Source organism: Paenibacillus sp. Soil750 (genome assembly GCF_001428045.1).
GTDB lineage: Bacteria > Bacillota > Bacilli > Paenibacillales > NBRC-103111 > Paenibacillus_E > Paenibacillus_E allorhizoplanae.
In genome coordinates this window covers 202,020-217,610 of the sequence record NZ_LMSD01000040.1, presented here as the reverse complement: position 1 = coordinate 217,610, position 15,591 = coordinate 202,020, and the positions used below count along the sequence as shown (strand labels likewise).

The 15,591-nt window shown below is 44.8% G+C and carries 10 protein-coding genes; 7 read left to right on the top strand and 3 right to left on the bottom strand.

Annotated elements, in window-relative coordinates; genetic code table 11:
• Window positions 1-78 precede the first annotated feature (78 nt).
• The 3 genes from ASL11_RS28405 to ASL11_RS28395 all read right to left on the bottom strand — a co-directional run bounded on the left by ASL11_RS28405 (window position 79) and on the right by ASL11_RS28395 (window position 3,211).
• Window positions 79-894: a carbohydrate ABC transporter permease gene (locus tag ASL11_RS28405; RefSeq protein WP_056622278.1), complete on the bottom strand. Its 816-nt coding sequence runs from the start codon at window positions 892-894 to the stop codon at window positions 79-81.
• Window positions 891-1,775 (bottom strand): carbohydrate ABC transporter permease, encoded by an 885-nt coding sequence (locus ASL11_RS28400; RefSeq protein WP_056622771.1) that lies wholly within the window; start codon window positions 1,773-1,775, stop codon window positions 891-893. Before ASL11_RS28400 ends, ASL11_RS28405 begins: the two co-directional genes overlap by 4 nt.
• A gap of 89 nt (window positions 1,776-1,864) precedes the next feature.
• Complete coding sequence (locus ASL11_RS28395) at window positions 1,865-3,211, bottom strand: ABC transporter substrate-binding protein (protein WP_056622276.1); 1,347 nt, start codon at window positions 3,209-3,211, stop codon at window positions 1,865-1,867.
• A gap of 295 nt (window positions 3,212-3,506) precedes the next feature.
• Here ASL11_RS28395 and ASL11_RS28390 point away from each other — a divergent pair, with 295 nt between their 5' ends.
• The 7 genes from ASL11_RS28390 to ASL11_RS28360 all read left to right on the top strand — a co-directional run bounded on the left by ASL11_RS28390 (window position 3,507) and on the right by ASL11_RS28360 (window position 15,535).
• A complete protein-coding gene (locus tag ASL11_RS28390; RefSeq protein WP_056622766.1) occupies window positions 3,507-4,418 on the top strand; it encodes an ABC transporter permease in 912 nt (303 codons plus the stop codon).
• Window positions 4,412-5,269 (top strand): carbohydrate ABC transporter permease, encoded by an 858-nt coding sequence (locus tag ASL11_RS28385; RefSeq protein WP_056622274.1) that lies wholly within the window; start codon window positions 4,412-4,414, stop codon window positions 5,267-5,269. Before ASL11_RS28390 ends, ASL11_RS28385 begins: the two co-directional genes overlap by 7 nt.
• A 73-nt stretch (window positions 5,270-5,342) precedes the next feature.
• On the top strand, window positions 5,343-6,932 hold the full coding sequence (locus tag ASL11_RS28380; protein WP_082595904.1) for an extracellular solute-binding protein: 1,590 nt from the start codon (window positions 5,343-5,345) through the stop codon (window positions 6,930-6,932).
• Between the two features lie 26 nt (window positions 6,933-6,958).
• Window positions 6,959-9,280 (top strand): helix-turn-helix domain-containing protein, encoded by a 2,322-nt coding sequence (locus ASL11_RS28375; protein WP_056622272.1) that lies wholly within the window; start codon window positions 6,959-6,961, stop codon window positions 9,278-9,280.
• A gap of 97 nt (window positions 9,281-9,377) precedes the next feature.
• Window positions 9,378-10,424 carry a glycoside hydrolase family 88/105 protein gene (locus ASL11_RS28370; protein WP_235550602.1) on the top strand — a complete coding sequence of 349 codons (1,047 nt, stop codon included), beginning with the start codon at window positions 9,378-9,380 and terminating at the stop codon, window positions 10,422-10,424.
• 293 nt (window positions 10,425-10,717) lie between these two features.
• A complete protein-coding gene (locus tag ASL11_RS28365) occupies window positions 10,718-12,406 on the top strand; it encodes a hypothetical protein (RefSeq protein WP_056622269.1) in 1,689 nt (562 codons plus the stop codon).
• Window positions 12,407-12,598: 192 nt separating this feature from the next.
• On the top strand, window positions 12,599-15,535 hold the full coding sequence (locus ASL11_RS28360) for a discoidin domain-containing protein (RefSeq protein ID WP_063795710.1): 2,937 nt from the start codon (window positions 12,599-12,601) through the stop codon (window positions 15,533-15,535).
• Window positions 15,536-15,591: the final 56 nt, after the last annotated feature.

Sequence of the window (15,591 nt, the reverse complement as noted above, 5' to 3'; positions counted from 1 at the left end):
TAACCAACTTCAAATTTAATATACGAGAGATGCTGTCCAAAAGAAAGGCGGCATCTCCCGTATTCACAATTCTGGTTGTTAACCTTTAACAGCACCGGCGGAAAGTCCGCTTACTACATAACGTTGAGATACTAAAGCGATGATGAGAACCGGAAGTGTAATGATGCAGGCGGCTGCCATCAATGCCCCCCAGTTGATTTCAGAGTAGGACATAAAGTTAAATACAGCGATCGGGAGCGTCTTCGTTTTGTCTCCAGCCAGAATTACGGAGAACATGAAATTGTTCCACGAGAAGATGAAGGAGAGAAGAGATGCCGTAATAACGCCAGGTCCCGAGATGGGCAAAATAATGCGTAAGAAAACTTGGTGGTGCGTACAGCCGTCGATGAGACCGGACTCTTCGATTTCGGTAGGCAAAGCCTCGAAGAAAGAGATCATAATCCAGATAATAAAGGGCAGTCCAACAAGCATATGGCTTAAAATAAGTGCTGTATACGTGTCCACCAAGTGGATTTTGGAGAACAAGATGAACCAAGGAATTAGAAAGGTAATTCCCGGGATAATTCTCGCGACTAAGATGAGAAGCCCTAGCTTATGAAGGTGATGACGAGCAATCGCATAGGCCGCAGGGAGTCCTAGAATAAGTGACAACAGTGTCGAACCAGCGGCGACGAGGAAGCTATTCCAAATGAATCTGATGAAATCATATTCTTTAAACACACTGACATAGTTATGAAACGTCGGTTTGAAAATAAACATTTGCCCTGTCGATAAGATTTGTGATTGTGTCTTAAACGATGCGAGGAGCATCCATACGAAAGGAAATGCAAACACAATGACGACTAGAAAGGTAAGCAGCGTTTGTGCAATTCTTGGACCCTTCTTTTTTTTCATGATGTCGCTCCCTCCATTCGTTTACGCATCCAAATCATGAATAACGTCAGTCCCATTACTAGTGCGAAGAAAATAACGAGTAGTGAGGAAGCCATCCCAAGCTTAAAGTATTGGAAGCCGAGCACATATCCGTATAGATTCAAAGTCTCTGAAGCGAAGTTCGGCCCACCTTGGGTCGTCGCATAGATGATATCGAATGTCTTCAAGACGTCAATCAATCGCAGCATAGCGGCCACAATAATGGTCGGTCTTAATAATGGAAGTGTAATGGAAACAAACTTTCTCCATGTACTTGCGCCGTCTACATCCGCAGCTTCATAAGGATCTGTTGGGAGTGTAGCTAACCCTGCCATAATAATGAGTGCAATCATAGGTGTCCATTCCCACACATCGACGATAACAAGCGAAGGGATAACCTGATTAGGTGAAGCTAACCAGAGGAGTGGCTCTAGACCAAACGTTTTGAGCAGCATGTTGGCTACTCCGATCGTAGGTTCGTAGATCAGCATCCAGACTAAGCCCATGGCAACCGGTGTTGCTACCATTGGCAGTAGAAAGATTGTTTTTACGATATTCTTCCCGCGGAACTCTCTGGAAAGAAGCAAAGCGATGGCGATACCAAGAATCACTTCGAGGGTAAGCGCTGCGAATGTGAAATAAAACGTAGAACCTGCTGCATGCCAGAAGCGTTCATCTTTGAACAGGGCTATATAATTCGACAAACCAACCCAGAGAGGTGGTGTCGTTGCGGACATGCTCCATTCATAGAAGCTGATCCGAACGGTATAGATGATCGGAAACAGCATCATAAGCAGGACGAAGATGACCGCGGGGAGTGTATAAATCCATTTTAAGTTGCGGTTAAACCAACTGTATTGCACGCTGCATGCACCCTTCCTGATGTCGTTATTTTCTGTATGAAAGATGAAAAGGGCCATCAGATGACCCTTTTCACCCATTGATCATGTATTTATCTTGTTTTATCTTTATCCATAATTGTTTGCAGTGCTTGGTTGGCTTTGTCTGCCACAGGTTGAAGATTCGTTTCACCTGACATAACCTTCTGAACAATTTCACCAACAGCATCACGAGCTTCGCCTACACTAATCACCGTTGGGCGGTCGTGGTCAATGCCTGTTTTGGCACTTTCTTTGATGATCGGAACGAGCTCAGCCGGGAAGCCTGTTGTACCTTCCGGTTTATCCCAAATCGAAGCGCGGGCACCAGGGTTACCTTTTTGCTGTGTTTTCAACACAACATCTTTACTTGTTGCCCATTGAATGAACGCCCAAGTCGCGTCTTTATTAGCGGATTTGCTGTTCATCGCAAGTCCCCAAGATGTAATACTGTACGGCTTGGAGCCTGCTTTACCCCCAGGGAATACAGCAAACCCAACTTGATCAGAGATTTTCGATTTCGCTGGGTCCGTTGCGTTCTGGTAGAGTGAGTTCGCATCGGTTAAGAAAGCGACCTTACCCTGCGCGAAGATACCGAAAGCTTGCGGCCATGACATATTGAGCACACCTGGAGGCGCATAATCTTTCAACAATGTGCCGTAAGTCGTAAAGGCCTTAAGCGCTTCAGGTGTATTAATGCTAGCTTTTTCGCCTGTTGTGAAGTCTGCACCTTCGGAGTATAGGAAAGAAGAAACTTGAGTAACAAGTGGAGATCGTTGTCCTCTGGCTACGAATCCGTACATCTCATTCTTCGGATCATGCAGCTTTTTAACCGCCGCGGTAAGCTCCTCTAACGTTTTAGGAACAGCAATACCCGCCTTTTGCAGCAAGTCTTTCCGGTAGTACAAAATTTCTTGTTCCGTAATAATCGGGATACCAGCTAATTTGGAATCAACTGTTGTTGAACCAATGGCGGATTTTGAGAAATCGTTAAAGTCGTAGTCTTTTGCTTTTTGAGCGTATTCGTCAAGCGGTTGAAGCCAACCATTTTTGTAGAAAAGCTTACCTTCTTGAAGAGGGCGGTACATAAAAACATCAGGTGTTGCAGATCCGGATGTGAATTGCACGGTCAGCTTCTGAGTAAGCTGATCCTCGAAGAAGTTTTCAACATTCACCTTGATACCCGTTTCTTTCTCGAAGTCGGGAAGCAAGGGTTTGATCGCTTCTGCCCAAGGATGGTTAGCTGTTACTAAGGAAATTGTTTTTCCTGCGAATGGCTTCGCATTAGCTGTTGCAGCGGCCCCCGGTGCTGTTGTTGCTTGTTCTGTCTTCGTGGATGTATTGCCGCATCCTGCAACCACCGTTGCAGCCATGACGACTGTCGTGCTGACACCAATCCATTGTTTGAATGATTTTTTCATGTAATATGTGACCTCCCAAGTACGTTCAAGTGGTTGTGTTTACATCTCTAAGAGTACCTGATTCCTCTATTTGGTTGATATAACTAAGATTCAATATGGATAACTATGACTGAAGGAAATGGGAGTGCTGTATGTAGTGTTGCCATTTTCTAAAAGTGAAAAAGCATAGCATCACAAAAATAGTGCACCACATTGTATGGATAAGGCGTAGCATCACAAAAAGAGAAGATTTTCACGTTTAGACTCCCCTGCTATTCTAAGGATGCAAACGACAACTGAACAACAGAATGGGGGAATGACGTTGCAGTCCGTATGGAAATATACTTCGCGGAACCGGTTTTTGTATATGCTGCTGGTACCGGTTGTTATGTATTTAATCGTTTTTAAATACGCCCCTATGGCGGGGGAGATCATCGCTTTCAAAAACTATCGTCTGGCAGATGGATTATGGAATAGTCCGTGGGTGGGTTTGGAGCAGTTTGAGAAATTATTCTCGAGCAGGGACTTTTATATCGTGCTGAAAAACACGCTGCTGTTAAATCTATATACACTTCTGTTTGGTTTTCCTGCACCGATTATTTTGGCATTAATGCTGAATGAGGTAAGAGTGGAATGGTACAAACGTACGTTGCAAAATTTATTGTATATTCCGCATTTCATCTCATGGATCGTACTTGGCAGTATCATTTACGCTTTGTTATCGCCATCAACCGGTATTTTGAACTATGTTTTGAAAGGCATTGGCATCGAACCGATTTATTTTATGGCGGATAAGGTATGGTGGGTCATTTCCTTTATTGTTTCGAATATTTGGAAAGAAGCTGGATTCGGCACGATTCTTTATTTGGCGGCCATGGCATCGATTGATCCCACCTTATATGAAGCAGCCAAGATGGACGGTGCGGGCAAAATTAGGCAGATTTGGCATGTGACGCTCCCAGGAATTCGCAGTACGATTGCCATCCTGCTCATTTTACAAGTTGGGAAGATGATGGACGTGGGGTTTGAGCATGTGTATGCACTGAGCAACCCAACGGTCATCAGCGTCTCTGAGGTGATCAGCACCTACGTGTACAAGCACGGTATAGTCAATCTGCAATACAGCTATACAACGGCTTTAGGCTTATTCCAATCGGTTCTCGCACTGATCCTCATGGTATCTGTGAATCGGTTTATTAAGGCGTTAGGAGAACGTGGATTATGGTAAAAACTTCGCGATGGTTCAACTATTTGTTATTGGCACTCTGTGCTTATCTGACGTTATTTCCGTTCGTGAATATATTTGCCGTTTCAATGAGCAGCACGAGAGCAATCACCGCAGGCGAAGTTTTCATGTGGCCAATCGAATTTAACCTAGCTACATATAGCAATTTGTTGCGAGACGGGCAGATGTTAGTAGCTATGAAAAATACGATTATCATAACCGTTGTAGGTACGGCACTTAATATGCTATTTACGATCATGGCTGCTTATCCGTTGTCCAAGTCAAGGCTCAAGGGCAGAAACATGATCCTGATGGCGATCCTAGTCACCATGCTATTCAGCGGAGGCATTATCCCTAATTTTCTAGTGGTTAGTAGTTTGGGGCTGGTGAATACGTACTGGTCCTTATGGCTGCCAGCACTGATTAGCGCCTATAACATGTTTGTGATGAAATCATTTCTGGAGGGGCTGCCCGAGGAGTTGGAAGAATCTGCGTCGATTGACGGTGCTAGTGAGTTAACGATACTCATGAAGATCATTCTGCCTCTATCTAAGCCCGTTATCGCCGCGTTGACGCTTTTTTATGCCATCAGCTGGTGGAACTCTTACATGAACGTTCTGATCTATATTCGCAGTACGGATAAGATGTCATTAATGGTTAAGTTGTACCAGATGGTTCAATTGGTTAGTCCAGAGATGCTGATGAGCGGTGAAGGCGTGACGCAGACGATGATAACACCAGAAGGCATTCGTGCGGCGGCGGTTATTCTAGCTATCATTCCGATTCTATGTATCTATCCGTTTCTGCAAAAGCATTTCATCAAAGGTGTGCTGCTGGGTTCAGTCAAGGGTTAACGAAGTCGGTATATTGAAGCGAACTCGCGAGCGCTTTTTTATAATATAATATAAATATTATGGGAGGTTGCGTATGAAAGGTTTTGGTAAAATGAAGGGGAAAATGGTGCTCGTTTTAAGTATGATTACGGTAATGCTTGCTGCGGCATGCTCAAATGAAAGTAAGGATGGCCCCAAAGCAACTGAGAAAAACCCTACGGCTTCTGCAACTGCTAATGCAGTGCCGGATCCTTATAGCAGTCTTCCGAAAAAAGTCAGTATTTCGATGTTCGATAGAGGAAAAGTATCCAGTGATGAAGGCACGTATGAGAAGAATCGCTGGGTGGATTATATTCGTAAGGAATCCGGGATTGATCTATCGATCGTCCCAGTGCCGCGGGCTCAGTCTAAGGATAAGTTAAATGTACTCATCGCTTCGAATCAGGCTCCTGATCTGATCTGGGAGTTTGACCGTTCTTATATTGGAAAGTTAGTGACACAGGGCGCTCTCCAACCCATTAATGAGTATATCGATAAATATAGTACCTCCTATAAGAAATATCTGAAAGAGAACCCGGATTTGCTCCCTCATATTACGTTCGACGGCAAAATCTATGCGGCTGTTACGAAACGCCCAGTTACAGCTGTTGCGAATCATGGGATGTGGATTAGACAAGATTGGCTGGATGAGTTGAATCTCAAGGCGCCTACGACGGTTGATGAATTAATTACAGTAGCGCAGGCTTTTAAGAACAAATATCCAGGAAGTACGCCGATCGTAGGAGCAAATGCGAGTGATATCTACGCTGCTTTGTATGGGGCTATGAATTCGCAGTGGTACGTGGAAGATGGCAAAATGAAATACGGTGCAACGTTGGATCGTTTCGCTGATGTCATCAGCCTGGAGAAGAAATTGTTCAATCTTGGACTCGTCGATCGTGAATACTTTACGGATAATAATAACCAAAGAAGCAACCAGCTATGGACGACTGGCAAGGCAGGCATTATGCTGGGTCAGTGGCTGACTCCGCTCAACGCGGATCTGCTTAAAAACGTTCCGAACGCTAACCCAGTACCACTAGAAGCCGTATCCACGAAATACGGGAAGTATGGCGTGTACCAAGAAGCATCACCCTTTATCTACGTGGCATTTAATAAAAACATGAAAAATCCAAAGGCAGCGATTGAATATCTGGATTGGATGGTTGATAAGGGATGGTATCCTTTATTAAACGGTGAGAAGGGCGTCCACTATGAGGATGTTGGCGGTGTTGCCAAGCGTTTGAATATGGATAAGTACAATAAGGAAGTTTCCTATGCGGCTGAGTATGCTGTATTACGTCAAGAGGTTGTTAAGCCAGAGGATTTAGTCGTTCAGGCGGCGAGTGACCCGTTGTCGCAGCGCATTGCCAAGCTTGATGCGAAAGCATTGGAAACGGCGCTCAAAGTTAATTTCAGACGTGATATTCCTTATCAACCGAACTTTGATGAGATCAATGTCATTCGTACCTCATTTGACACCTTCATTAAGGAAATCCGTGCTGAAGCAACAACGCAGGGAGATAAATATAGCGGTGAATGGGCACTTGGTGAAATTCGCAAGGAATGGGCTCGTTTAGGTGGTGCCAAAGCAGAAGAAATCGCTAATAAATGGTACCAGGACAATAAAGCCAGCTTTAAATAACAACTGAGAAGAGAGGGGATGGGACGATGAAGTGGATTCAAAACAAACGGCTTGCCAAAGCAGTTGGTATGTTGTCGATTCTTTTGTTCCTTCTGGTCTCGTCCTCTATTTTTTCAACGTATATCTTCTTCAATAAAGAATTAAAGCGGCAGTTGACGGATACGAACATGGAATTGCTCCGACAATTGGATCATAAGCTGGAGCTTTCGATGGAGAATATGGATAAGCTTACAATCCAGATGTTGAATAATAAAGATGTCACGCAGTTCTTCAACTATGAGTTAAATGAGCAGGAGAGTCATAGTAATTCCTTCCGGATATCGAACTATTTCTCCAATGCGGTGAGCAGTAATGACTATATGTTTTCGATCGATTTGTACGCCTACAACAAGCGTCAGCTTGTATCTGGCACAGTACTGAACGAACAGGAATTTATACAGAACTATCAATGGGTGAGTGAATTCGAACGCTACGAGGGATATTCCAAATGGATGCCTACCCGTAGATTAACGCTGGATCAATCGAGTTATCCGATTTATCGTAACGTCGTCACATTTGTCAGAACGTATCCGCTCATCTCCGATCCCAATGTGAGAAAAGGCGCTATTGCTGTCAATATTAAAGAAGATTTACTGTACGACCTGATTAAGAAAACGTCGACCCAGGATCAGGGTGAGACGTTTGTTATCGATCCCAACGGAACTGTTGTCTTGCATCGTGATAATAAAGTTTTGGGTACAAATATTAGCGAATTACCGTATATCCAATCCATTCTGAACGATACCGAATCAGAAGGGTATTTCTCTAGTGATGTAGATCAAACGCCATCTTCTTTCTTTTATGTGAATCAAAATTATACGGGTTGGAAGATCGTACGTTATATTCCTGAGGTTCAATTTAATCGCCCGTTGTCGGTTATACGATATGGATTTTTGGCACTGGCCGTTGTATTGTTCGTGATGTCCATGGTGCTCGTTGCCGTAGTTGGCGGTTGGACGTTCAAGCCGATTAACCGCTTCATTCAGTCGATGACCGGACGGTTAACAGTTCACCCCAAAGGGCATCTGGAACACAAATATTCGGATGAATTCCAATATTTCGAATCAACCGTGGAACATATTTTACAAGACAGGGAGCAACTGCACAAACAGGTCAATGAGAGCAAACCTTTAATTAAATTCAAGCTTTTCACAGAAATCATGTCTAATCCTCCCCCTAAATGGAGTTCAATACAGACCTATATAGATAAACTCGGAATTCGTTTGCAAAATGGCCAGTTCGTCGTTATGAGTGTCGAATTTGATAATAAGAACAAGATAGCGACTGCAAGAGATCTGCATCTATATGCTTACGCGCTATGTAATGTAGCTGAAGAGTTGATGAATGCGGAAAGTCTAGGCTTTGCTGTCGAAGTCGAGAACGGCAAATGTGCCGTCATTATGAATTTTGACGATCAGGAAACGGCGGAGTATAACGTCATGCGAGCGGTAGCAGTAGCTGATTTGATGCGGAATTTTGTCCGTGAATATTTCAATCAGACGATTACAGTTGGCATCGGAGATTCCGTAAACTTTCATGAGATCCATCTGTCGTACAAACAATCGATGGAGACGCTTCGCTACAAGCTAGTCATGGGCGGCAATGCCATTATTACGAATGAAGAGATTACGAGTGGTCAATCGTCGCAGTTTTACCGTTTTTTTGCGATGACAGATGGCATTGTTGCTTCGGTTAAACTGGTCGATAAAGACAAGATGCAGCAACAGATTAGTAAATGGTTCGAGTTGTTCGCAGAGCAAAATGTGCCTCCAGAGATGATTATGCAGCTGATTGTTCAGTGTCTGATGAAAGTGGCCACAGTGGCCGCGGAAATCGGTGTGGATATGGCAGAAATCCTTCCCGGACACGACATGTATGACGTGCTGAATCAATACGAACAGCTAGGGCATTTGCAGCAATATACAACGGAAGCCTTGGAACATATCATCGAACGCATTAGAGAAAAACGAAATGTCCGAGAAAAGAATGAAGTGGTAGATAAAGTACTGCTGTACATTCAACAGCATTTTAAGCGTAATGATATGTCCTTAAACTTGCTAGCTAGCGAGTTTCATCTAAGCGTCTCTCATTTGAGCAAGCTGTTTAAAGAGCAGATGGAATGCAATTTTATCGACTATTTAATGGATGTTCGTATGAGCAAGGCGAGAGAGCAATTGGTCGAAACGGATGAGATGATTCGCACGATCGCTGAGCAGGTCGGTTATTCGAATGTGAATAGCTTTGTGCGGATATTCAAGAAAATGACAGGATTGACACCAACGGAATATCGGGCAAAACACAAGGAGTGATCCGATGGAATGACAATAACATTCTATCGGCAAGCTCTAAGGGGATTGCTACTTCAATGTACTGTTAAATTTTAACATGAAAGGGATTGAAAGTATTATGAAAAGCGATGAAATGCACGATGTGCTTTCTCAGGTTTACTCCTATATGATACAGGATCATCGCGGTGACTGGGGAATGGATATCCATCAATGGGACTGGGTGCCGGGCGTTGGAATCATAGCGATTGCCGACTATGGCAGTAAGCTTAAGCAGGAAAATGTCATTCGGTATGTACTGGAATGGGTAGAGATGAACAAGATGAAGTCAGAAGTGAAGAAGACGATTAATTCCATGGCACCCTTCGCTGTCTTCCCTGACTTATATCGTGTAACGCGGCACAGCTGGTTTTTGGAGAAGTCGCAAGAAATTGTGAGTTGGATGATTGACGAAGCACCTCGAACACGCGAGGGGGCTTTCGAACATACCGTTACGGAGAATGTGGAATTTCAAGAACAGGTATGGGCGGATACGATCTATATGGCGGTTCTTTTCCTAGCTCGATATGCGGGATTAACGCAAGATCGGAGGGTTGCTGAGGAAGCACTCCAACAAACGATGCTTCATCTTCGATTATTACAGAACCCCGAAACGGGTCTTCTGTTTCATGGATGGAATTGCGAAGCGGGTAATCATATGTCAGCGACTCAGTGGAACCGGGCTAACGCTTGGATCATGATCGCAGTACCCGAAATAGTCACGGAGCTAAGAGGGATTATCGAGATACCTGATGAGCTCATGCTACGCTATTCGAAACTTGCGATGGCTCTGTGTGAATGCCAAGCAGAAGATGGCTTATGGCATACCGTCCTGGATAGACAGGATTTCTACAAGGAAACGTCTGGGAGTGCGGGAATTGCTTGTGGTTTTATCAAAGCGGTTAAGGCCGGCATGTTGGATAACTCTTATTTGGCATTGAGCCGATTAACGCTGGAGACCGTGCTTTCGTTAATTACGTCTGAGGGCGAAGTAACGGTTGTATCCGGAGGGACGGCGGTGAAGCCGACCATCGAAGATTATAACCGTGTTCGCATCTGTCCGACACTCTATGGGCAAGGCTTAGTGATGCAACTATTGATAGAGTCGCTTTTGATAGAGTCAGTCTAGTAGGTTGAACGATATCTTTTCGAGTTCATTACGAAAGTTGGTTGGTACCAAAGCCCAATATGTAGATAACGTTATGGCATCATCTTATACCGTGGAAAAAATCGAGGAATACTCGAATAACGCTATAGCATAGTGCTATTATCCTGCTACTGACTCATTTTCAACTTAAAAGTAGAAATAGCGTTATGGCATAGCGCTGTTCATAGGAACAGACATTGCTCTATCAATAAAGTTCAATCTAAATAGCAAGTCTACAAGAGAGAAATAGGAATCTTGGAAGGATGAGAACCCTCATGCAACAACTAGATCATAAGCAAATGCTGCTTAACATAGTGAATGTGAGACACGCTGCGTATAATTCGGAGTTCCGTTTGCTAAGATCGCCATTCAGCAGCCCTGGCTATCACACCACGATTAAACAAGCTGACTTTATCCATGCAACTCGTGAGTCTATGAGATACGCGCTTGCTTTGTTAGATACAGAACTGGAAGAAAACAAGCAAAGGGCCTTCGATATCATTGAGAAAATTGTTTCCTTACAAGATACTGACCGCAGCCGTAGTACCTTCGGGATCTGGTCTTGGTTCTACGAGGAAAGTCTTGATCAGATGTCTCCGCCGGATTGGAACTGGGCAGATTTCATCGGCAAGCAGCTTGTACTCGCAATATCGCGTCATGGGGATCGATTCCCAGATCAATTGCGCGATGCGGTTGTTCAAGCGATATGCAATGCATGTGATGCCATTATTAAGCGAGATGTCGGACCACACTATACGAATATTGCCATCATGGGCGCATTTGTAACACTCATCGCGGGAGAACAGTTCGGACGGAGCGATTATGCCGAATATGGATTGAACCGCTTGGCGAAACTTCATCGATTTACGATGGAGCGGGGAGCTTTCCAAGAATATAACAGCCCGCCGTATACGTACATTGCGATTCTGGAATTGTCTAAGATCCGTAATGAAACAATGGGAGATGAAGCGAAAAGGTTAAGCGATGAGCTTCTCCATCTGGCGTGGAGCTCAGTTGCCGAGCACTTCCATAGCGGCTCCAAACAATGGTCGGGTCCGCACGCCCGTTGTTATCAAACATTGCTCAGTACCGAGAATCAGGCCTTCCTACAATTGGCGACAAAGGGTGAATTGATGTTCTTTCCATGGGAAGAGCTGCCTTATGAGGAGGAATGGTATGAGAGCGGGTTCTACTGTCCCGAGTCATTGATCGCGTCTTTCTCCTTTTCGCAGGAGAAGGAAGTAAAGCAGTTGTATGCGGTAAACGCAACTACGCAAAGGGAGAGTTGGGCTACGACGTATATGACGCCGCAATATTCACTCGGCAGTCACAGCCGAGAGGTGATGTGGAATCAGAAACGTCCGCTATTGGCTTACGTGGATAATGGAGGCCAAGCGACGTACGCGCAATTGCGCTGCCTGCATGACGGCTATGATTATTGTTCAGCCGTGTTCAGCGGTAAGCAGGACCGTCAGCATGTGTTATTCGGTGTCGAGTTTATTACCAATGGAGGTGATACGCACCCGAGCTTGGACAAGACGGACGGTGTGATCCAAGCCTCAGACCTTCGCTTGCGAATGGAAATTGGCGGGCGTCTCGATAACGTGGTAGGCGAAGCTAGTGACCATGGTGCCGTTATTTCGATAGGTAAGCTGCAAATGCTGTTACGGACATGGTATGCCGCTTTTAAGGAAGAGAGCACTCCTCATGCGCCAATGGGTTGGGAGATTCATGAGAACGGTGGAACGTTCAATGTAGACCTGGTCATTTACTCCGGTGAACGGCGAAGTATCGATTTTCGATTGGTTCAAGAGGCAGCCTTCGTGTTCTCGTTTTTTATGAACAGCGACAAGGAACCTCCCGCACCAGAGATCGAGCATAGCGACAATCAATTAATAGTGAGAACAGGTAATCGGAATGGAGAAACAGCATTCATTTTACATAAGGATCCTGTGGAAATATAGTCAACGAAAGGTTTTTATATAGGGCTGCTCACTAAGCAGCCCTATTAGGGAGGTGATGCGGAAACAGAAATATCTGCAATTGGAAGGACCCGATGACAGGTAGCCAATGCGGAATCTCATCTAGGATGGACATACAAGTGTACCCCCTATTTTAACGACGAAAGGTTAATTATCCAAAGGAGGAATTGATGAATGTTACAAATTAAGTATGGGTTAGGTCTGTTCATTGCCAGTTTCATGATGATGCTTGTTCTGTTAGCTTCACCTGCACATGTCTCTGCAGCTACGATTACAACCTATGGGATGCCTTCTATTTATTCAGCATCAACGACCTATTCTTTGAAAGCGGATTCAAACGTAATACCCGTCGTTGGTTACACCGGAAATTATGATTACGCTCACTTCTCCATGTCCGGAGGTCCCGTCACGATTGAGGTTACTGCGCTGGGACAATCCAGTATTACATCCTACAATATTAGTCCGAAGAAGCTTAATTTATCTGGCACAATAAGTGGGAATAAGTTGACCTTCACGTTGGCCAATGATGAATATGTGATCGTCAAAGTAAATAGCAGCAAGGAGCTAATCATTGCAGCTGATCCAGCGGAAACGAATAAACCGGCTTCTTCAGGCACAGGCGTCTACAATGTGAAAAGTACGACCTACAATGCGGATTCAACAGGAACAACACTTGCAACAAGTGCAATTCAGAGTGCGATTAATGATGCGAATGCCTACACGGGCGGGCAGGGGATTGTTTATGTACCGGCAGGCGTGTACAAGGTGGGCAATCTGCAATTAAAGAGTGATGTCGCCCTGTACCTTGAAGGTGGGGCCGTATTACGATTCACAGGAAATCCCAGTGATTATACAGCTAATTGGCACAAAAATTCTCAAAATCGCGACGTCACGTGGTGGATTTATACGCAGAATGGTTCGAATAATATTAAAATGTACGGGCGTGGGACGCTCGATGGTAACGGTCAAACTGCGGCAGCGAATAATATAGGCAACAATATTATCGTACCGATTGGCGTTAGCAATTTCACCTTGGATGGTTTAATTATTAGAGATTCAGCCTCATGGGCGATAACGCCGGCTCGTTCTAACGATTTAACGTTTCAGAATTTCAAAATATTTAATCGCTTCGATGCTGCCGGAGAGAATGACGGCATCGATGTGATGGAATCGCAGAATGTAACGGTTCAGCATGCGATTGGTATAGGTTTAGACGATCCATTTACGACGAAAACGTGGGATCAAGCCACGGATATTAGTGTGAATTGGCCGGGGACGCCAAATACCTTGAGCAACGTCACATTTGATGATGTAATTTCATGGACGTATTGCTACGGATTGAAGGTAGGTCAAGGTATCAGACAGATGCAGGACGGTATCACCTTTAAGAACAGTGTTGTCTATGATGCTGCTGTAGGCATAGGGATACATCATAAGTATGGAACGGCGGCAGCGAAGAATATCACCTTCGATAATATCGATATTGAACGGTTGAGCTACACCAACGATAGCGATAATAAACGGACCTGGCTTGCTTTCTTAATTCAAAATGGTGCAGGAGAAGGTGGAGGCAATGTTTCCACAGTTTCCGTAAAGAATATTACCGTTCGGGATCAGGGAGCTAATCTGGGATTGTTAAAAGGATTAGATAGCTCTCATTTGATTAACGGAATAACTTTCGAGAATATTTATATGCTTGGCAGTGGGTCGCCTGCGACTAATTTAGCGGGAATGAATATTTTGAATACCGGTTTCTATAGTGGATTGACAATCCTGCCTACGCAAACCCCGGAGCCTATTCAAAGGACGAATCTAGCTCTGAATAAACCGGTAACCGTATCATCTGATTCGGGCAGCACAGCAGGCTGGGCGGTCGATGGCAATATAAGTACACGCTGGGGATCACTACGTACCGACAATGAGTGGATTTATGTGGATCTTGGTTCCAACAGAACCATTGATGGGGTTAAGTTACTCTGGGAAGTGGCGTATGGTAAGAGTTATCAAATCCAGGTTTCCGCCAATGCTGTTAATTGGTCCAATGTGTATAGTACCACAAGTGGGAATGGAGGAACGGATGATATAAGCTTCTCACCTACGAGTGCCAGATATGTGCGGATGAATGGAACGGAGAGAGGCACAACCTATGGCTATTCACTTTGGGAGTTTGAAGTGTATGGGTCAGACAATAATCTTGCTTCTGGCGCATCGGTCACGTACAGCAGCTCTTATGAGAGCAGCAACGGCAATTGGTCTTATGCTAAAGTGAATGATGGGAAGCGAAACTCCGTTAGCGGATCGTATGGCTGGACCAGCAATAACAGTGTGACCACCAATCATACGGAGAATGTGACCCTTGACTTAGGTTCAAACCAGATGGTCAATACCGTCAACCTATATCCGCGAAATGATTCAGGGAATGTTGGACAGGGTTTCCCAATTGATTTTACGATCCAGACTTCTACCGATGGTGTGAATTGGACGACAAGAGTAACGCGAACCAGTTACGCATTGCCAGGCAACGCGGTGCAAAGTTTCGAGTTCCCAACTGCTGCCGTCAGGTACGTGAGAGTGGAAGGCACGAATCTGCGTCAAAACGCGAATGATGCGAATCAATATCGGATGGCTTTCGCGGAGATGGAGATTTATGGCGTCAATCACGCTGCCGGGGCATCGGCTACATTCAGTAGTTCCTACGAGAGCAGCAACTGGTCGTATTCCAAATTGAATGACGGGCAGCGCAATTCTGTGAGTGGTTCATACGGATGGACGACCAATAACAACTTAACCTCCAATCATACGGAATACGTTTACCTTGATTTAGGTTCCAACCAGACGGTCGATACCGTCAACCTGTATCCGCGAAATGATTCTGGGCAAGTTGGGAGAAATTTCCCAATCGATTTCACCATCCAGACTTCGACAGACGGGCTGAACTGGACGACGAGAGTTACGCGAACTGGTTACGCATTGCCAGGTAACGCGGCACAAAGCTTCAGTTTTCCCACTGTCTCTGCTAGATATGTGAAAGTGGAGGGAACGAATCTACGTCAAAACGCGAGTGATGCGAATCAGTATCGGATGGCGTTTGCGGAAATGGAAATCTACTAGCTAGTAAAAGCAGGACGCACGGTTAATCGTGTGTCCTGCTTTTTTGCTGTATGCAT

What these genes read in the sequence shown, in the direction of transcription:
- ASL11_RS28405 (WP_056622278.1), bottom strand. Translation starts at nt 894, where the DNA reads ATGAAAAAAAAGAAGGGTCCAAGAATTGCACAAACGCTGCTTACCTTT.
- ASL11_RS28395 (WP_056622276.1), bottom strand. Translation starts at nt 3,211, where the DNA reads ATGAAAAAATCATTCAAACAATGGATTGGTGTCAGCACGACAGTCGTC.
- ASL11_RS28390 (WP_056622766.1), top strand. Translation starts at nt 3,507, where the DNA reads ATGACGTTGCAGTCCGTATGGAAATATACTTCGCGGAACCGGTTTTTG.
- ASL11_RS28385 (WP_056622274.1), top strand. Translation starts at nt 4,412, where the DNA reads ATGGTAAAAACTTCGCGATGGTTCAACTATTTGTTATTGGCACTCTGT.
- ASL11_RS28380 (WP_082595904.1), top strand. Translation starts at nt 5,343, where the DNA reads ATGAAAGGTTTTGGTAAAATGAAGGGGAAAATGGTGCTCGTTTTAAGT.
- ASL11_RS28375 (WP_056622272.1), top strand. Translation starts at nt 6,959, where the DNA reads ATGAAGTGGATTCAAAACAAACGGCTTGCCAAAGCAGTTGGTATGTTG.
- ASL11_RS28370 (WP_235550602.1), top strand. Translation starts at nt 9,378, where the DNA reads ATGAAAAGCGATGAAATGCACGATGTGCTTTCTCAGGTTTACTCCTAT.
- ASL11_RS28365 (WP_056622269.1), top strand. Translation starts at nt 10,718, where the DNA reads ATGCAACAACTAGATCATAAGCAAATGCTGCTTAACATAGTGAATGTG.
- ASL11_RS28360 (WP_063795710.1), top strand. Translation starts at nt 12,599, where the DNA reads ATGTTACAAATTAAGTATGGGTTAGGTCTGTTCATTGCCAGTTTCATG.